Origin of the sequence: Streptomyces sp. L7 (assembly GCF_050990935.1) — a bacterium.
GTDB lineage: Bacteria > Actinomycetota > Actinomycetes > Actinomycetales > Microbacteriaceae > Leifsonia.
Genome location: NZ_CP194644.1, coordinates 1,485,142 through 1,501,790 on the forward strand (window position 1 = coordinate 1,485,142; position 16,649 = coordinate 1,501,790).

General features: G+C 70.6%; 16 protein-coding genes. 4 read left to right on the forward strand and 12 right to left on the reverse strand.

Annotated elements, in window-relative coordinates; translation table 11 throughout:
- Positions 1–24 precede the first annotated feature (24 nt).
- Genes ACR5MH_RS07535 through ACR5MH_RS07545 form a run of 3 tightly spaced genes read right to left on the reverse strand, consistent with a single transcriptional unit; the run spans position 25 to position 1,948 of the window.
- On the reverse strand, positions 25–393 hold the full coding sequence (locus ACR5MH_RS07535; RefSeq protein WP_431346677.1) for a hypothetical protein: 369 nt from the start codon (positions 391–393) through the stop codon (positions 25–27).
- Positions 390–1,313, reverse strand: coding sequence for a tRNA pseudouridine(55) synthase TruB (gene truB, locus ACR5MH_RS07540; protein WP_431346678.1), 924 nt, complete (start codon positions 1,311–1,313; stop codon positions 390–392). Before truB ends, ACR5MH_RS07535 begins: the two co-directional genes overlap by 4 nt.
- Positions 1,310–1,948 carry a TetR/AcrR family transcriptional regulator gene (locus ACR5MH_RS07545; protein WP_431346679.1) on the reverse strand — a complete coding sequence of 213 codons (639 nt, stop codon included), beginning with the start codon at positions 1,946–1,948 and terminating at the stop codon, positions 1,310–1,312. Before ACR5MH_RS07545 ends, truB begins: the two co-directional genes overlap by 4 nt.
- A gap of 105 nt (positions 1,949–2,053) precedes the next feature.
- Between ACR5MH_RS07545 and ACR5MH_RS07550 the strand changes: the two genes are divergently transcribed.
- Both ACR5MH_RS07550 and ACR5MH_RS07555 read left to right on the forward strand, forming a co-directional pair.
- Positions 2,054–3,541, forward strand: a complete 1,488-nt coding sequence (locus ACR5MH_RS07550) for a DHA2 family efflux MFS transporter permease subunit (RefSeq protein ID WP_431346680.1) — start codon at positions 2,054–2,056, stop codon at positions 3,539–3,541.
- A 96-nt stretch (positions 3,542–3,637) separates the two neighbouring features.
- Positions 3,638–4,645: a ketopantoate reductase family protein gene (locus ACR5MH_RS07555; RefSeq protein WP_431346681.1), complete on the forward strand. Its 1,008-nt coding sequence runs from the start codon at positions 3,638–3,640 to the stop codon at positions 4,643–4,645.
- Here ACR5MH_RS07555 and ACR5MH_RS07560 read toward each other — a convergent pair.
- Positions 4,642–5,226 (reverse strand): hypothetical protein, encoded by a 585-nt coding sequence (locus tag ACR5MH_RS07560; protein WP_431346682.1) that lies wholly within the window; start codon positions 5,224–5,226, stop codon positions 4,642–4,644. The two genes, ACR5MH_RS07555 and ACR5MH_RS07560, sit on opposite strands and share 4 nt — an antisense overlap.
- 45 nt (positions 5,227–5,271) lie before the next feature.
- On the opposite strand from ACR5MH_RS07560, the gene ACR5MH_RS07565 reads away from it, so the two are divergent.
- Positions 5,272–6,156: an A/G-specific adenine glycosylase gene (locus ACR5MH_RS07565; RefSeq protein WP_431346683.1), complete on the forward strand. Its 885-nt coding sequence runs from the start codon at positions 5,272–5,274 to the stop codon at positions 6,154–6,156.
- A gap of 16 nt (positions 6,157–6,172) precedes the next feature.
- On the opposite strand, the gene ACR5MH_RS07570 is transcribed toward ACR5MH_RS07565, so the two are convergent.
- The 5 genes from ACR5MH_RS07570 to nusA all read right to left on the reverse strand — a co-directional run bounded on the left by ACR5MH_RS07570 (position 6,173) and on the right by nusA (position 11,226).
- A complete protein-coding gene (locus ACR5MH_RS07570; RefSeq protein ID WP_431346684.1) occupies positions 6,173–6,466 on the reverse strand; it encodes a YciI family protein in 294 nt (97 codons plus the stop codon).
- A gap of 4 nt (positions 6,467–6,470) precedes the next feature.
- A complete protein-coding gene (gene rbfA / locus ACR5MH_RS07575; protein WP_185277955.1) occupies positions 6,471–6,908 on the reverse strand; it encodes a 30S ribosome-binding factor RbfA in 438 nt (145 codons plus the stop codon).
- Between the two features lie 75 nt (positions 6,909–6,983).
- Positions 6,984–9,752, reverse strand: coding sequence for a translation initiation factor IF-2 (gene infB / locus ACR5MH_RS07580; protein ID WP_431346685.1), 2,769 nt, complete (start codon positions 9,750–9,752; stop codon positions 6,984–6,986).
- Between the two features lie 80 nt (positions 9,753–9,832).
- A complete protein-coding gene (locus tag ACR5MH_RS07585; protein ID WP_431346686.1) occupies positions 9,833–10,126 on the reverse strand; it encodes a YlxR family protein in 294 nt (97 codons plus the stop codon).
- A gap of 92 nt (positions 10,127–10,218) precedes the next feature.
- Positions 10,219–11,226, reverse strand: a complete 1,008-nt coding sequence (gene nusA / locus ACR5MH_RS07590) for a transcription termination factor NusA (RefSeq protein WP_431346687.1) — start codon at positions 11,224–11,226, stop codon at positions 10,219–10,221.
- A 109-nt stretch (positions 11,227–11,335) separates the two neighbouring features.
- Between nusA and ACR5MH_RS07595 the strand changes: the two genes are divergently transcribed.
- A complete protein-coding gene (locus tag ACR5MH_RS07595) occupies positions 11,336–12,118 on the forward strand; it encodes a DUF1206 domain-containing protein (RefSeq protein ID WP_431346688.1) in 783 nt (260 codons plus the stop codon).
- Between the two features lie 74 nt (positions 12,119–12,192).
- Here ACR5MH_RS07595 and ACR5MH_RS07600 read toward each other — a convergent pair whose 3' ends face one another.
- The 3 genes from ACR5MH_RS07600 to ACR5MH_RS07610 are packed head-to-tail and all read right to left on the reverse strand — an operon-like array spanning position 12,193 to position 16,588.
- Positions 12,193–14,205: an ABC transporter ATP-binding protein gene (locus ACR5MH_RS07600; RefSeq protein WP_431346689.1), complete on the reverse strand. Its 2,013-nt coding sequence runs from the start codon at positions 14,203–14,205 to the stop codon at positions 12,193–12,195.
- Positions 14,202–15,935 (reverse strand): ABC transporter ATP-binding protein, encoded by a 1,734-nt coding sequence (locus ACR5MH_RS07605; RefSeq protein ID WP_431346690.1) that lies wholly within the window; start codon positions 15,933–15,935, stop codon positions 14,202–14,204. The genes ACR5MH_RS07600 and ACR5MH_RS07605 overlap by 4 nt, the downstream gene beginning before the upstream one ends.
- Positions 15,926–16,588, reverse strand: a complete 663-nt coding sequence (locus ACR5MH_RS07610) for a TetR/AcrR family transcriptional regulator (protein WP_431346691.1) — start codon at positions 16,586–16,588, stop codon at positions 15,926–15,928. Before ACR5MH_RS07610 ends, ACR5MH_RS07605 begins: the two co-directional genes overlap by 10 nt.
- Positions 16,589–16,649: the final 61 nt, after the last annotated feature.

Consider the following 16,649-nt stretch of genomic DNA (forward strand, 5'->3'; position numbering starts at 1 on the left):
CCGCTGACGTCTTCTCGCGCCGGGTCAGGCGCCCTGCACGAACCAGATCTGCCCCATCCGGTACACCATCACCGCGATGGCGAGGCAGACCCCGCCCAGGATGACGGTGCTCCACCGGTTGCGCTCGATCAGCGCCCAGAAGCCGCCGGCGAGCGGCAGCAGCAGCGCCGAGATCAGGTAGATGTAGAACTCCGCGAGACTTCCCGTGGGCGGGTTGCCCACCAGCGGGGCCACGATCGCCATCACGAGCTGCACGATGAGCAGCAGCTCGACCAGCGCGACGGCGCCCATCGTGAGGTCGCCGGGGACCCGCCCGGCGAACCCGAGCACCAGGCAGAGCACGCCGGCCACCACGGCGACACCGACCTGCAGCGCCACGAACCACTCGATCATGCGGAGGCGATCTCGTCGGTCGGGAAGTTCACGAGGGTCCTGGCTTCCTTTCCGCGGAACTCGATGAGTCCCACGAGGTGGCCGCCGGGGGCGATGGCCGCGACGGGTCCGCCTCCCGGTCCCTCCCGGTCGGCGATGTGGATGCGCCGGCCGTGCGTCAGGTCGATCGCCTGCTGCTCGGTCAGCTCGAGCGTCTCGAAGAGGTCGGAGGCGGCTCGTGCGGCGGGGATGAGGGCCGCCGCGGGATCGAGCGTATCGAGTTCGCCGGCCTCCCGCACCTCGAACGGTCCGACCCGCGTCCGGCGAAGCGCGGTGAGGTGGCCGCCGACGCCCAGATCGGCGCCGAGGTCGCGCGCGAGCGACCGGATGTAGGTGCCGGAGGAGCAGACCACGCGCACGTCGAGCTCGATCGCGACCGGCGTCGCGGGGTCGGGCAGCCGTCGCGCCGCCAGCAGTTCGAACTCCGCGATGGTCACCGCGCGCGCCTGGAGGACGACCTCCTCGCCCGCCCGGACCCGCGCGTAGGCGCGCTTGCCGTCGACCTTGATCGCGCTCACCGCGCTCGGGACCTGCTCGATCTCGCCGGTGAGCGCCCGGATGCCGCGCGCGATGTCCTCGTCCGACACGGCGGCGACGGCGGGCGGGTCGGCCTCCGTGACCACATCGCCCTCGGCGTCGTCGGTCGTCGTGGTCGCGCCGAGCCGGATGGTCGCCAGGTACTCCTTGTCGGCGCCGACGATGTAGGTCAGCAGCCGTGTGGACGAGTTGAGGCCCAGGATGAGCAGCCCCGTCGCCATCGGGTCGAGCGTTCCCGCGTGCCCCACCTTGCGTGTGCCGGCCAGGCGGCGCACGCGCGCGACGACGTCGTGACTCGTCCAGCCTCCCGGCTTGTCGACCAGGATCAGACCGCTGCCCGTCATGCGTTCTCGCCCGAGATGTCGAGGACCAGCTGCAGCTTGGTGCGGAAGGTGGACTCGATGATCTCGGTGGCGCAGACGTCCTTGCCGTACTCGGCGGGCAGCTTGAGTCCGAGCAGCGTGTTGAGCAGCATCCCCTCGGCCAGGAAGGTGCGCGCCTCGTCCGGCGAGAAGCCGACCTGGTCGCGGACCATCTTGTAGATCGCCAGGAATCCCTCGCGGGCGCGCCCGCCGATCACGGCGTCGTTGCCCATCCCGAAGGCCTGCATGAGCGAGAGCAGGATTCCGCGGTCCTCGATGAGGTTGACGTACGCCAGACCGAGCCGTCGGCCGATCTCGTGATGCTCGCCGACCGCGGCGTCCTCGCCCGCGGGCGATCCGTCGGCCTTCCAGTCGTCGATCGTGGACTGGAAGCCGGTGAGCAGCTTGTCGAGCGCGCGCTGGAGGACCTCGACGAAGAGGTTCTCCTTGCTGCCGAACATCCGCACCACGTAGGGCTGGCTGATGCCGGCCGCCTTGGCGATCTGGTCGGTGGTCGCGCCGAAGTAGCCGCGTTCCCCGAACACGAGGCTCGCCGCGCCGAGGATCTGCTCGCGCCGCTCGGCCGAGGGGATCCGTTCACTGATCGCCGAAGTCATGCTTGACATGTTATCAACCGATTACTATCGTTCGTTGTAATCATTCGATTACTAACAAAATCATACCCGCGAAACCCGCCATCCGATCCCAGGAAGCGAAGTCCCATGACTGCTCTCCGCACATCACGCACGGAACGCGTCGGCTCCCCGGCGCGCCGCATCCCCGTCTGGCTCGCGATCGTCGCGGCCTCCCTCCCGATGTTCATGGCGACCCTCGACAACCTGGTCGTCACGAGCGCACTCCCCGTCATCGCCCGCGACCTCAGCGCGTCCATCGAGCAGCTGCAGTGGGTGGTCAACGCCTACACGCTCAGCTTCGCGACGCTCATGCTGATGGCCGTGGGGATGGGCGACCGGCTCGGCCGCCGCTCGGTGTTCCTCGGCGGCATCATCGTCTTCACGCTCGCCAGCGCTGCCAGCGCCCTCGCGACCGAGCCGTGGATGCTGATCGCGGCCCGCGCCGTGCAGGGCGCGGGCGCGGCCGCTCTCCTCCCTCTCTCGCTCACCCTGCTGGCCGGCAGCGTCAGCCAGCGCCTCCGCCCGGCCGCCATCGGCATCTGGGGAGGGATCTCCGGCCTCGGCGTCGCCCTCGGCCCGCTGATCGGCGGCGCGGTCGTGCAGGGCTGGAACTGGCAGGCCATCTTCTGGCTCAACGTCCCGCTCGGCGTCATCGCCGTCCCGCTGGTGCTCCTCGCCCTCCCGAACAGCTTCGGCGACCGCGTGCGCGCGGACATCGTCGGCCTGCTGCTCGCCGCGCCCGGCGTGCTCGGGCTGGTCTACGGCATCGTCCGCGGCAACGACGCGGGCTGGGACAGCGCCGAGGTGCTGTTCTCGCTCCTCGCCGGAGGCGCGCTGCTGGTCGCGTTCGTGTTCTGGGAGTCGCGCACCTCCGCACCGCTGCTGCCGCTGCGGCTGTTCCGCGACCGCAGCTTCACCGTCGCGAACCTCGTCGGCGTCACGTTCAGTTTCGGGATCTTCGGCGCGATCTTCATCCTCATCCAGTTCCTCCAGGTCGTCCAGGGGCACACCCCGCTGGAGGCCGGCGTGATGACGATGCCGTGGACGCTGGCGCCGATGGTCGTCGCGCCGCTGACCGGGCTGGTGTCCGGGCGGACCGGCACCCGCCTCCCGATCGTCGTCGGGCTGGTGTTCCTCGCCGGCGCAATGGCGTGGATCGCCGGGACGCTCTCCGCCGACCTGCCGTACTCGCAGATGTGGCCGCCGTTCCTGCTCGCCGGCGTCGGGATGGGCCTGGTGTTCGCGCCCAGCTCGACCGCCGTGCTGGCGAACATGCGCACGGCCGACCACGCGAAGGCCTCCGGCGCGAACTCCACGTTGCGGGAGATCGGCGTCGCGCTCGGCGTCGCGGTACTGACCGCGGTGTTCACCGGCGCGGGCGGCACGCTGACCCCGACCGGGTACGTGAACGCCGCCATCCCGGCTGTCTGGGTCGGCGCGGGGGCGCTGGCGCTGGCCGCCGTGATCTCGGTCGCCCTGCCCAGCCGCCGCCGCGCCGCGGAGCTCGCGGCGGCCGCCCACGCCGCCGAGGCGCCCAGCGCGCCCGTCGAGCCCGCCGTGGCCCTCGCAAGCTGACGAACAGGGGTCGCAACACGCCGCTACGCGGCCTGCGTGGCGGCGTGTTGCGACCCCTGTGGTGGTGCCCGAGCCGAGGCCCGTAGGCTGGAGGGCGTGCGAATCGGCGTGATCGGAGCAGGAGCCATCGGCGGCACGATCGCGGCGCTGCTCGACCGGGTCGGCCACCTCGTGGAGGTCACAACCCGCGGCGAGCAGCTCGCCGCCATCCGCGCCGACGGCCTCCGCCTCGACGGCGGCTGGGGCGCGCACACCGCACGGGTCGCCGCCGCCGAACGGCTGCAGACCCGGCCGGAGCTCGTGTTCGTCTGCACCAAGGCGCAGGACGCCGAGGCCGCCATCCGCGACAACGCCGAGCTCCTCGACGGCATCACGGTCGTGGTGGTCCAGAACGGCCTCGCCGGCCTCCGCGTCGCGACAGAGCTGCTGCCCGGCTCCGACTGCGTCGGCGCGCTCGCCCTCTACGCCGCCAGCTACCTCTCCCCCGGGCGCGTCACTGTCACCACCACCGCGAACACCTACCTCGGCGCGGGCGACGGCGAACCGCCCGCGAGCGCGGTCGAGGCCGCCCGAATCCTCGACGCCGCCATGCCCAGCTTCGCGGTCGAGAACTTCACCGGCTGCCAGTGGACCAAGCTCATGGTCAACCAGGTCAACGCCATGCCCGCCATCACGGGCCTGAGCTCCCAGGAGACCCTCGGCAGCCGCCTGTTGCGCCCGATCATCACCGCGAGCCTCCAGGAGGCGGTCCGCGTCGGCATCGCGCGCGGCGTGCGCTTCGGCAGCATCCAGGGCCTGGACGACCGGATCCTGCGCTTCGTCGCGTCGTCCCCGCGCTGGCTGGCGCAGGTCGTCCCGCTGCTGATGCGGCGCCGGATGGGCGCGACGCCCAATCCCGGCTCGACGCTGCAGAGCATCCGCCGGGGCCAGCTCAGCGAGATCGACTTCCTGAACGGCGCGGTCGTCGCCGAAGCCCACGCGACCGGACGGGAGGCGCCGGTCAACGCGGCGCTGACCGGCTTGGTGCACGAGGTGGAGGCCACGAAGGAGTTCATCGCGCCGGCCGCCGTCGCCCGCCGGATGGCTCCCCTGCTGGCCCGTTAGGCCGCCCGCGCGACCCGCACCGGCGCGAGCGGGTCCGAGTCGTCCACGAGCATGGTCGCGAAGTCCCGCGGCCGCGCGTCCTCTTCGTAGACCGCCTCCTGCGGCGCGTTGACGAGCAGGATCGACGCGTTCCACTCCCGCCGCAGCTCCGGCCGCAGCAGGAACTCGCCGTCGACGACGAGCACCGCATCCGGCCCGGCCGTCTCCCACCTGGCCCCGACCGGCGCGTCCCGCACCTCGTCGAAGGCCGCGGTCTGGAACCCGGTGCTGCCCCCCATCCGGAACGGGTCGAGCAGCACCCGCCGGAGCGTCGAGTAGTCGAACGCGTCGCGGTAGAACCGCTCCGGCGTCTCCGGGCCGAACAGGGTGCGGTCGGCGCGCGGACGGTGGAAGTCGCCCACCGACGCCCTGTGGGTGTCGACGCCCGACTCGCGGAACACCGCCGCGAGGTCGTCCGCGAAACCGGACGTGCCGCCGCCGCCGTCCACCGCGACGATCACCCGGCCGCCCGGCGCGAGCGCGCGCACCTCCCCCACGATCTCGCGGAGGGCGAGGACCCGCGCAGTGGGAGGCAACATCATAGCCATGAGCATAGGCTCCCGACCCGCAGCCGATACCCTCGAAGAATGCCCGGCCCGGACAAACCCGACGCGTTCGCCTCGGCGGTGGTGGACTGGTACCACGCCAACCGCCGCGACCTGCCCTGGCGCCGCGACGGCTTCACCCCGTGGGGCACCCTGGTCAGTGAGTTCATGCTGCAGCAGACCCCGGTGGCGCGCGTCATCCCCCGGCTCGAGGAGTGGCTGACCCGGTGGCCGACCCCCGCCGACCTCGCGGCCGTCCCGCCCGGGGAGGCCGTGCGGGCCTGGCAGTCGCTCGGCTACCCGCGCCGCGCGCTCTGGCTGCACGCCGCGGCCGTCGCGATCACCGAGCGACACGGCGGGGTCGTGCCCGACGATGTGGAGGCGCTGCTCGCGCTCCCCGGGATCGGCGACTACACCGCGCGCGCCGTCGCGGTGTTCGCGTACGGGGAGCACCATCCCGTCGTCGACACCAACGTGCGCCGTGTCGTCGCGCGCGCCGTCGACGGTCAGGGCGAGCCCGCCCCGCCGAGCGCCCGGCGCGACCTCGCGGCGATGACGGCGCTCCTCCCCGGCGACCGCCCGGCGGCCGCCGCCTTCAACGCCGGGATGATGGAGCTCGGCGCGATCGTGTGCGTCGCCCGCTCCCCGCGCTGCGACGCGTGCCCACTGGCGTCGACCTGCGCGTGGCGAGCGGCGGGCTACCCCGCTTACGCCGGCCCGCGCAAGGCGGCCCAGAAGAAGTACGAGGGCAGCGACCGGCAGGTGCGCGGCCGCATCCTCGGCGAGCTGCGCGGGTCGCACATCCCGGTCACCGTCGCCGAGCTGGCGGACGTCTGGCCGGACGCCGAGCAGCGCGACCGTGCGCTGCGCGGCCTGGTGGCCGACGGCCTCGCGGTCGCGGAGGGCGACGGTTACACGCTGCCGTGAGCCGCGTGGGAGCCGGTCAGGACTGCGCGAACACGACCGGGTTCCAGTCCAGGATCCGCGACCGGTAGACCAGCCCCTCGGTGAAGAACGGGTCGCTGTCGCGGAACCGCTCGGCGGCCTCCCTCGACCGGAACACGGCCATCGAGCCCTGCGTGCCGGGGTCGCCGAACGTGCCGATCATCAGCACGTCGCCGGTCTCCGCCGCGAAGGCGTCGAGGTAGGCCTTGTGGCGCGGGTAGGCCTCCACGATGCGCTGGAAGCGCTCGGGGGTGTTGTCGGGGTCGGCGTCGTAGAACGAGACGGCGTACATGGCCTCAGTCCTCCTCGTCGTCTTCGCGCGGCTTCACGTACGGGTCTTCATCGCCGGCGTAGCTGGCGCCGGCGGCAAGTCCCGCCACCTCGGTGTCGCGCTCGTGCGCCTGACGCAGCAGGTCCTCGATGTGGGCCGCGTTCTCCGGGATGGCGTCGAGCTGGAACGCCAGCGTCGGCGTCAGCCGCGCGGTGATGTTCTTGCCCACCTCGCTGCGAAGCATGCCGGTCGCCGCCTGCAGGGCCGCAGCCGTGTCGGCGCGCTCCTGGTCGGTGCCGTACACCGTGTAGAACACGGTCGCGTGCTGGAGGTCGCCCGTCACCTGCACGTCGGTGATCGTCACGAAACCGAGCCGCGGGTCGCGGAGGCCGCGATCCAGCCGCTTGGCGATGATGACCTGGATTCTGTCCGCGAGTTTCCTCGCGCGTGCCGGGTCGGCCATGGGGTCCTCCTTGGATGGTTCGGTGCGGAAGCCGAAGGCCCGGCGGTCTCCCGCCGGGCCTCACATGCTACCGATTCAGGCGCGGGGCTTCTCCCGCAGCTCGGTGGTCTCGATCTCGTCGCCGATCTGGATGTCGTTGTACTTGCCGAGGCCGATACCGGCTTCGTAGTCGGTGCGCACCTCGGTGACGTCGTCCTTGAAGCGGCGCAGCGACTCGATGGCGAGGTTGTCCCCCACCACGACGCCGTCGCGGATGACGCGCGCCTTGGCGTTGCGCGTGATCGTTCCGGACCGGACGATGACACCGGCGATGTTGCCGAACTTGGAGGAGCGGAACACCTCGCGGATCTCGGCCACACCCGACTGGACCTCTTCGAACTCGGGCTTGAGCATGCCCTTGAGCGAGTTCTCGATGTCCTCGATGGCGTTGTAGATGACCGAGTAGAAGCGGACGTCCACACCCTCGCGGGCCGCACGCTCGCGCGCCTTCACGTCCGGGCGGACGTTGAAGCCGATCACGATCGCGTTGTCGATGGTCGCCAGGTCGATGTCCGACTCGGTGATCGCGCCGACGCCGCGGTGCAGGATGCGGAGGCTGACCGAGTCGTCGACCTCGATCTTCATGAGCGACTCCTCCAGCGCCTCCACGGCACCGGACACGTCGCCCTTGATGATGAGGTTGAGCGCCTCGACCTTGCCCTCTTCCAGAGCACGGGTGAAGTCCTCGAGCGAGATGCGCTTGCGGGCCTTCGCCAGCTGGGCGTTGCGCTCGGCGGCCTCGCGCTTCTCGGCGATCTGCCGGGCGGTGCGGTCCTCCTCGGTGACGATGAAGGTGTCACCGGCGCGCGGGACGCTGGAGAGACCCTGCACCTGCACCGGTCGCGACGGCGCGGCCTCGAAGACGGCGTCGCCGTTCTCGTCCGCCATCGCACGGACGCGGCCGTACGCCGTGCCCGCGACGATCGCGTCGCCGACGCGCAGTGTTCCGGACTGGATGAGCACGGTCGCCACGGCGCCGCGGCCCTTGTCGAGCTTCGCCTCGATGGCGACACCGCGCGCGTCCTTGTTCGGGTTGGCGCGCAGGTCGAGCCCGGCGTCGGCGGTCAGCAGGACCGCGTCGAGCAGGGCGTCGATGCCGATGTTGTTGCGGGCCGACACGTCGACGAACATGACGTCGCCGCCGTACTCCTCGGCGACCAGACCGAACTCGGTGAGCTGCTGGCGCACCTTGGCCGGGTTGGCGTCCGGCTTGTCGATCTTGTTGACCGCGACCACGACGGGCACGTTCGCCGCCTGGGCGTGGTTCAGGGCCTCGATCGTCTGCGGCATGATGCCGTCGTCGGCCGCGACCACGAGGATCGCGATGTCGGTCACCTGCGCACCACGGGCACGCATGGCGGTGAACGCCTCGTGACCGGGGGTGTCGATGAAGGTGATCGCGCGCTCGATGTTGTCGTGCTCGGTCCACACCTGGTACGCACCGATGTGCTGGGTGATGCCGCCGGCCTCGCCCGCGACGACGTTCGCGTTGCGGATGGCGTCGAGGAGGCGCGTCTTACCGTGGTCGACGTGACCCATGACGGTGACGACCGGGGGCCGGATCTCGAGGTCCTCGTCGGACTCGCCCTCCAGCTCGGCGTCGAGGTCGATGTCGAAGCCCTCGAGGAGCTCGCGGTCCTCGTCCTCGGGCGAGACGACCTGGATCTTGTAGCCCAGCTCCTCACCGAGGATCTGGAAGGTCGCCTCGTCGAGCGACTCGGTCGCGGTCGCCATCTCGCCCAGGTGGAAGAGCACGGTGACCAGCGACGCGGGGTTCGCGTCGATCTTGTCGGCGAAGTCCGAGATGGAGGAGCCACGGCGCAGGCGCACGATCGTGCCGCCGTCGCCGCGGGGAACGCTCACGCCGCCCAGCGACGGAGCTTCCCTCATCTCGAATTCCTGGCGCTTCGCGCGCTTCGACTTGCGGGCCTTGGACTTGCCGCCGCCACGGCCGAACGCGCCGGCCGTGCCGCCGCCGGGACCACGACCGCGGCCACCGCCGCCGGCGGGACGCGGGGCGCCGAAGCCGCCGCCCGTGCCGCCACCGGGACGCTGGAAGCCGCCGCCCGCGGCGCCGCCGGCGCCACCGGGGCGCTGCTGGAAGCCGGGACGTCCGCCGCCGCCGCCCTGGCGCGGGCCGGGACGGTTTCCGCCGCCCTGGCCGGGCGCGCCGATGCGCGGCGAGCCGGGACGCGGCGGAGCCGGGCGCGGGATGTTGCCCGGGCTCGGGCGCGAGCCCATGCCCTGCGAGCTGGAGAAGGGGTTGTTGCCCGGCCGCGGGGTGCTGGGCCGCTGGCCCATGCCCTGGCTGGACGAGAACGGGTTGTTGCCCGGGCGCGGGGCGCCAGGGCGCGGGATGCTGCCCGCGGCGGAACCGCCGCCCGCGGCAGGGCGCGGCGTTGCCGGCTTGGCGGTGTCGGTCGATGCGGACGCGGCGGGAGCCGCCTGCGCGGCCTTCTCGGCGGCGGCCTTGTCGGCGGCGGCCTTCTCAGCAGCGGCCTTCTCGGCGGCGGCCTGACGCTCGGCGACCGAGAGCGGCGCCTGCGGCTTGGGCGCGGCAGCCTCGCTCGACGCCTGTGGGCGCGGTGCGGCGGGGCGCGGAGCCTCCGCTTTGGGAGCCGACGTCTTGTCGGCGGTGAAGCCTTCAGCCTCCAGGGCGGCGCGCAGCTTGCGGGCTACCGGGGGCTCGATGCTCGAGGACGGGCCCTTGACGAACTCGCCCATCTCCTTGAGTTTCGCGAGCGCGACTTTGCTGTCGACGCCGAGCTCGCTCGCGACCTCGTGTACGCGTGGTTTTGCAGCCACAATTCTCCTGTCTGGGGCCCACCCCGGACAGGGCAGGCGTTAGTAGCGGACGGCACTCATTTCGAGCCGCTCATTTGTTGTCACTCATGTGAAGTCACTGCTTCTTCAGCCTGTTCTCTCAATGCCACCCGGGGTCGCAGTGCGGCCCGGATGGCCGTCGGGTCGAGCGCCCCCTCCGCCCTCAGCGCCCGCCCGAAGGCCTTGCGCTGAAGTGCGAGATCGAGACACTCGTCGACCGGATGCAGCCACGCGCCCCGTCCGGGGAGAGTGGCGGACGGGTCCGCCACGAGTTCCGAATTCCGGAGTACGACCCTCAGAAGAGAGGATCGGGGAGCGCGAGAACGGCATCCGACGCACGTTCTGACGGCTTCCATCTTACCCCTCACGCATCTCTGCGCCGAATCAGGACGGAGCGCCGCTCTTCGAACAACGCTCCGTCGCCGCTCCGCATTCCCTCGGCAGGCGGTTACTTCTCGTCCAGGATCGAGTCGGGCTGGATGTCGATCTTCGCGCCGGTGAGCTTCGCCGCCAGACGCGCGTTCTGACCTTCCTTGCCGATCGCGAGCGAGAGCTGGTAGTCGGGCACGAGCGCGCGGACGGCCTTGAGCGACTCGTCGATCACGAACGCACTGGTCACTTTGGCCGGCGAGAGCGCGCTCGAGACGAACGTCGCGAGGTCGGGCGAGTAGTCGACGATGTCGATCTTCTCGTTGTTGAGCTCCGCGGTCACCGCGCGCACGCGCTGGCCGAGCTCGCCGATGCAGGCGCCCTTGGCGTTCACGCCGGGCTCGGTCGCGCGCACGGCGATCTTGGTGCGGTGGCCGGCCTCGCGGGCGAGCGAGACGATCTCGACGATGCCGCTGGCGATCTCCGGGACCTCCAGCGCGAACAGCTTGCGGACGAGCGCGGGGTGCGTGCGCGAGACCACGATCGACGGGCCCTTGGCGCCCTTCGCCACGCTCGTGACGTAGACGCGGATGCGCGACCCGTGCGTGTACTCCTCGCCCGGCACCTGCTCCTCGGGCGGGAGGATGGCCTCCACGCTGCCCAGGTCGATGTGCACCATGCGCGGATTCGGCCCCTGCTGGATGACGCCGGCGACGATGTCGCCCTCGCGGCCGCGGAACTCGCCGAGCACCGCGTCGTCCGCGATGTCGCGCAGCCGCTGGTTGATCACCTGCTTGGCGGCGAACGCTGCGATGCGGCCGAAGTCGCTCGGGCTGTCCTCGGCCTCGCCGACGACGTTGCCTTCGTCGTCGCGCTCCGGGACGTAGACGGTGACATGCCCCGTCTTGCGGTCCAGGTGGACGCGCGCGGCGGGCGGCTGGTCGCTGTGCCCGTGGCGGTGGTCGGCCTGGTTGGTGTGCTTCAGGTACGCGGTCAGGATCGCCTGCTCGATGATCTGGACCAGCTCATCGAAGGGGATCTCCTTCTCGCGTTCCATCAGACGCAAGACGCTGAGGTCGATGTCCATGCCGGCCTCCTCTATTCAGATCTTCGCCGCCGCGCGATGGCGCGGCGGACCCAGCTATCTACGGTACCCGAGATTCTCAGCGTCCGGGACCCCGGGTACCGTGCAGGGCATGAGCTCGCCCTCCCGAACAGCCTCCCGGCTGGAGCACAGCACCTTCGTGCGGGTCCTCACCCGCGTGGGACTGGCCTCGATCGGCCTCCTGCACATCCTCATCGGCGTCATCGCGCTGGCCGTGGCGTCGGGCGCCGGCGGCACCGCCGACCAGTCCGGCGCCCTCCAGGCGGTCGCTTCGGTGCCGGGCGGCATCCTCGTCCTCTGGCTGATCGTCATCGGGCTCGTCGTGCTCGCGCTGTGGCAGCTCCTGGTGGCGGTCACTGCGCACGGAGCGGGGACGAAGGTCGTGGAGGTCGCCAAGGCGGTCGTCTACGGCGCACTGGCCGCCGTCACGATCTCGGTCTCTCTGGGCGGCGGCCACAACTCCACGTCGAAGCAGAAGTCGGCCAGCGCGCACCTGCTCGCGCTGCCGGGCGGTGTCTTCGCCCTCGGCCTGATCGGTCTGATCGTCGTGGCGGTCGGCGTCGTGTTCATCCGCAACGGCGCGACGAACGCATTCGAGCGCGATCTGAAGCTGCCGCCGGATCGCTGGGCGGACGCGATCAGCGTCCTCGGCCGCGTCGGCTACATCGCCAAGGGCATCGCCCTGGTGCTGGTCGGCGGCCTGGTGATTCTGGGCGCGGTCACCTACGACCCGTCGAAGGCGACCGGACTCGACGGCAGCCTCAAGACGCTCGCGAGCGTGCCGTTCGGCGTCGTCGCACTGATCGTGATCGCACTCGGACTGATCGCGTACGGGCTGTTCTGGTGCGTGCGGTCCGTCAAGGCGCGCCTCTGACCCCACTCATTCGTGCCGAATGTCGACTCTGACGCTGCGAGAGTCGACATTCGTGCGGAATCGCGCGACGTGGGTTACGCGTCTTCCTCGGCGGGGGCCGCGAACTGGGCGTTGTAGAGGGTGTAATACGCCCCGCCCCGCGCGAGCAGTTCGGCGTGAGTGCCCTGCTCCACGATGCGCCCGGCCTCCATCACCAGGATGAGGCCGGCGTCGCGGATGGTCGACAGCCGGTGCGCGATCACGAACGAGGTGCGGTCCGCGCGCAGCGCGCTCATCGCCTTCTGCACGAGCAGCTCGGTGCGGGTGTCGACCGACGAGGTCGCCTCGTCCAGGATGAGCACGCTCGGCCGGGCGAGGAACGCCCGAGCGATCGTCAGCAGCTGCTTCTCGCCCGCCGAGACGTTCGAACCCTCGTCGTCCAGCACTGTGTCGTAGCCGTCCGGCAGCGAGTGAACGAACCGGTCGACGTACGTGGCGCGCGCCGCGTCGAGGATCTCCTCCTCGGTCGCTCCGGGGCGGCCGTAGGCGATGTTCTCGCGGATCGTGCCCTTGAACAGCCAGGTGTCCTGCAGCACCATCCCCATCCGGTCGCGGAGATCGTGCCGGGTCATCGTCGCGATGTCGACGCCGTCGAGCGTGATCCGGCCGGAGTCCAGGTCGTAGAAGCGCATCATCAGGTTGACCAACGTGGTCTTGCCCGCGCCGGTCGGCCCCACGATCGCCACGGTCTGGCCCGGCTCGGCCACCAGCGAGAGGTCCTCGATGAGCGGCTGGTCCGCCACGTACCGGAACGACACGTTCTCGAAGGCCAGCCGGCCGCGGGTGCCGTGCGGGCTGGCCGGCTCCGCCGGGTCCGGGCTCTGCTCGTCGGCGTCCAGCAGCTCGAAGACGCGCTCGGCGCTGGCGACGCCCGACTGGAGCAGGTTGGCCATCGACCCGAGCTGAGTGAGCGGCTGTGTGAACTGGCGCGAGTACTGGATGAACGCCGTCACGTCGCCGAGCTGCATCGCGCCGTTCGCCACCTGGAGGCCGCCGACCACCGCGATGGCGACGTACATCAGGTTCCCGACGAACATCATCGACGGCATGATCAGGCCGGAGATGAACTGCGCCCCGAAGCTCGCCTGGTACATCTCCTGGTTCTTGGAGCGGAAGCGCTCCTCCACCTCGCGGTGCCGGCCGAACACCTTCACCAGCGAGTGGCCCGTGAAGGCCTCCTCGATCTGACCGTTCAGCTCGCCGGTGTTGCGCCACTGCGCGACGAAGAGCCGCTGCGAGCGCTTGGCGATCAGCATCGTGGTGACCAGCGTCAGCGGGATGGTGACGAGCGCGATCACCGCGAGCAGCGGAGAGACGACGAACATCATCACCGTCACACCGATCACCGTCAGCAGCGACGTGAGGAGCTGGCTCATCGTCTGCTGGAGGGTCTGCGAGATGTTGTCGATGTCGTTGGTGACCCGGCTGAGCAGCTCGCCGCGCTGCATCGTGTCGAAGTAGGTCAGTGGGAGACGGTGGATCTTCGCCTCGACATCCTGGCGCAGCCGGTAGACGGTGCGCTGGGTGATCCCGTTGAGCACGTAGCCCTGGAGGTAGGCGAACAGCGACGACGCGATGTAGAGCGCGAGCACCCACATCAGGATGTGGCCGACGGCGGTGAAGTCGATGCCCTGGCCCGGGGTCAGCGTCATCCCGGAGATGAGGTCGGCCAGCTGGCCCTGGCCGTTCGCGCGGAGGCCGGCGATGGCCTGCGCCTGCGTGATGCCCTTCGGGAGCTGGGCCGAAATGGCGCCCGCGAAGACGAGGTTGATCGCGTTGCCGAGCAGCTTCGGCCCGAGAACCGCGAACACGACGCTGACCACCGCGAGGACGGTGACGAAGACGATCCCGACCATCTCCGGCCGCAACCGCCGAGCGAGGCGCTTGGCCGACGGGCCGAAGTTGAGCGACTTGTCGCCGGGCATCGTCATCCCGCCGAACGGGCCGCCGCCCGGGCCACGGCGGACGGGCGTCCGGACGGGAGGCTGCTGGACCTGCTGGGGCTGCCGGGTGGGAGCGCCGCCACGGGCGCCGTCTGTTCGGCTCATGCCGCCTCCTCCGCCGTGAGCTGCGACGAGACGATCTCGGCGTAGGTCGGGTTGCTCTCCACGAGCTCGGCGTGCGTGCCGCGGCCGACCACGTGTCCATCCTCGAGCACGACGATCTGGTCGGCATCGACGATGGTGGACACCCGCTGGGCCACGACGATCATCGTGGCCTCCGCCTCGTTCCGCGCGAGCGCGCTGCGCAGGCGTGCGTCGGTCGCGGTGTCGAGCGCGGAGAAGGAGTCGTCGAAGATGTAGATCTCGGGCCGGCGCACGAGCGCGCGGGCGATGGCCAGGCGCTGCCGCTGGCCGCCCGAGACGTTCGTGCCGCCCTGGGCGATCGCCGCATCCAGCTTGTCGGGCATCTCCTCCACGAAGCCCTTGGCCTGTGCGATCTCCAGCGCACGCCAGAGCTCGTCGTCGGTCGCGTCCGGGTTGCCGTAGCGGAGGTTGCTGGCGACCGTCCCGGAGAACAGGTACGGCTTCTGCGGGACCAACCCGATCCGGGACCAGAGCAGTTCGGGGTCGAGCTCGGCGACGTCCACGCCGTCGACGAGCACGATGCCGCCGGTGGCGTCGAACAGCCGCGGGATGAGGTTGACCAGCGTCGTCTTACCCGCACCCGTGCTGCCGATCACCGCGGTGGTCTTGCCTGCCTCCGCGAAGAACGTGACATCGTTCAGCACCGGTTGCTCGGCTCCCGGATACGAGAAACCGACACCGACGAACTCGACGGTCCCGCGCGCGCCGACCTCGGTGATCGGGTTCTCGACGGCGCCCACCGAAGGCTCGGTGTTCAGCACCTCGCCGATGCGGTCGGCGCAGACCGCGGCGCGCGGCACCAGCACCGCCATCATCGTGGACATCATCACGCCCATCAGGATCTGCGCGAGGTACTGCAGGAACGCGGTCAGGGTGCCGATCTGCATCGACCCGTCGGCGACCCGGTAGGCGCCGAACCAGATCACCGCGACGCTGGAGACGTTCAGCACCAGCATGACGATCGGGAACATCAGTGCGAAGAGCCGTCCGGCCCGGATGGCCGTGTCGGTGACCAGGTCGTTGGCGACGGTGAACCGCGCCGTCTCGACGTCCTCCCGCACGAACGCGCGCACCACGCGGATGCCGGTGAGCTGCTCGCGCAGCACCCGGTTGACCCGGTCGATCCGCTCCTGCATCTTGCGGAACAGCGGGACCATCCGGACGATGATCATGCTCACGGCGATCAGCAGCACGGGCACGCTCACCGCGATCAGCCAGGAGAGCTGGAGGTCCTGCCGCATCGCCAGGATGATCCCGCCGATGGCGAGGATCGGCGCCGACACCAGCAGCGTGCACGTCATCAGCACGAGCATCTGGACCTGCTGGACGTCGTTGGTGTTCCTCGTGATGAGCGACGGGGCGCCGAAGTGCGTCACCTCGCGCTCCGAGAACTCGCCGACGCGGTGGAAGATCGCGCCGCGCAGGTCGCGGCCCACCAGCATGGCCACCTTCGCGCCGAAGTAGACGGCGGTGATCGAGCAGGCGATCTGAACGATCGTCACGCCGAGCATCTCGGCGCCGGTCGACAGGATGTAGCCGGTGTCGCCCTTGGCGATGCCGTTGTCCACGATGTCGGCGTTCAGCGTCGGCAGCCAAAGCGAGAGCAGCGACTGCGCGAGCTGGAAGAACACGACCCCGATGAGGAGCGGCCAGTGCGGCCGGAGGTACCGGCCGAGGAGTTTCAGGAGCATCCGGGCTCTCCCTGGTCTGCCGCGTCCGCGGCCGTCGTGACGGGTGTAGCAGGTCTGATCGGTGCGCACGGGGCGAACGGCCGGCCGGCGACGCCGACGAGGGCGATCCGGGCGAGGTCGTCGACGCTGAACTCGATGCCGTCGTTCAGTGCGGGGAACGCGGACGAGAAGCTGATCAGCCGCAGAATGTGCGCGACGCGCTCTGGCGGCCAGTTGAGGTCGTCGGCCTCCGGGGCGAGGATCCGGGCGATGATGGCCGCGAACTCCGTGCGCTCCTGCGGGATGGGCGGCCGCTGGTGGCCGACCACCGACATGATGCGCATGACGTTCTGGAACCGGTCGCGCAGCAGGTAGACGATCGCGCGCACCTTGTGCTCGAGCGGAAGGCCCGGGTCGATGGCGCGAAGCGCCTCACGGAGCGGCTCGGGGTCGAGATATTTCTCGACGGCGGCCTGGACGAGCGACTCCTTGTCCCCGAACGCGCGGAAGATCGTCCCCTCGGCGATCCCGGCGGCGTCGGCGATCTGGCGCGACGTCACACCGCGACCGTGTTCGATCAGCAGCGGGATGACCGCGTCGATGATCATCGCCTTGCGGTCCTCCGGCGGCAACGGCTGGGCGCGGTTGCGCGCCGTCTCCAACTCGGTTTCCACGGAGGAATCGTAGGCGGAGTGAGTGCTCACTCACAACAGTGTGGGTGTTCGCCCTCAGCGA

Coding starts and splice junctions, on each gene's coding strand:
- ACR5MH_RS07535 (WP_431346677.1), bottom strand. CDS start 393: ATGATCGAGTGGTTCGTGGCGCTGCAGGTCGGTGTCGCCGTGGTGGCC.
- truB (WP_431346678.1), bottom strand. CDS start 1,313: ATGACGGGCAGCGGTCTGATCCTGGTCGACAAGCCGGGAGGCTGGACG.
- ACR5MH_RS07545 (WP_431346679.1), bottom strand. CDS start 1,948: ATGACTTCGGCGATCAGTGAACGGATCCCCTCGGCCGAGCGGCGCGAG.
- ACR5MH_RS07550 (WP_431346680.1), top strand. CDS start 2,054: ATGACTGCTCTCCGCACATCACGCACGGAACGCGTCGGCTCCCCGGCG.
- ACR5MH_RS07560 (WP_431346682.1), bottom strand. CDS start 5,226: ATGATGTTGCCTCCCACTGCGCGGGTCCTCGCCCTCCGCGAGATCGTG.
- ACR5MH_RS07565 (WP_431346683.1), top strand. CDS start 5,272: ATGCCCGGCCCGGACAAACCCGACGCGTTCGCCTCGGCGGTGGTGGAC.
- ACR5MH_RS07570 (WP_431346684.1), bottom strand. CDS start 6,466: ATGTACGCCGTCTCGTTCTACGACGCCGACCCCGACAACACCCCCGAG.
- rbfA (WP_185277955.1), bottom strand. CDS start 6,908: ATGGCCGACCCGGCACGCGCGAGGAAACTCGCGGACAGAATCCAGGTC.
- ACR5MH_RS07585 (WP_431346686.1), bottom strand. CDS start 10,126: ATGGAAGCCGTCAGAACGTGCGTCGGATGCCGTTCTCGCGCTCCCCGA.
- nusA (WP_431346687.1), bottom strand. CDS start 11,226: ATGGACATCGACCTCAGCGTCTTGCGTCTGATGGAACGCGAGAAGGAG.
- ACR5MH_RS07595 (WP_431346688.1), top strand. CDS start 11,336: ATGAGCTCGCCCTCCCGAACAGCCTCCCGGCTGGAGCACAGCACCTTC.
- ACR5MH_RS07600 (WP_431346689.1), bottom strand. CDS start 14,205: ATGAGCCGAACAGACGGCGCCCGTGGCGGCGCTCCCACCCGGCAGCCC.
- ACR5MH_RS07605 (WP_431346690.1), bottom strand. CDS start 15,935: ATGCTCCTGAAACTCCTCGGCCGGTACCTCCGGCCGCACTGGCCGCTC.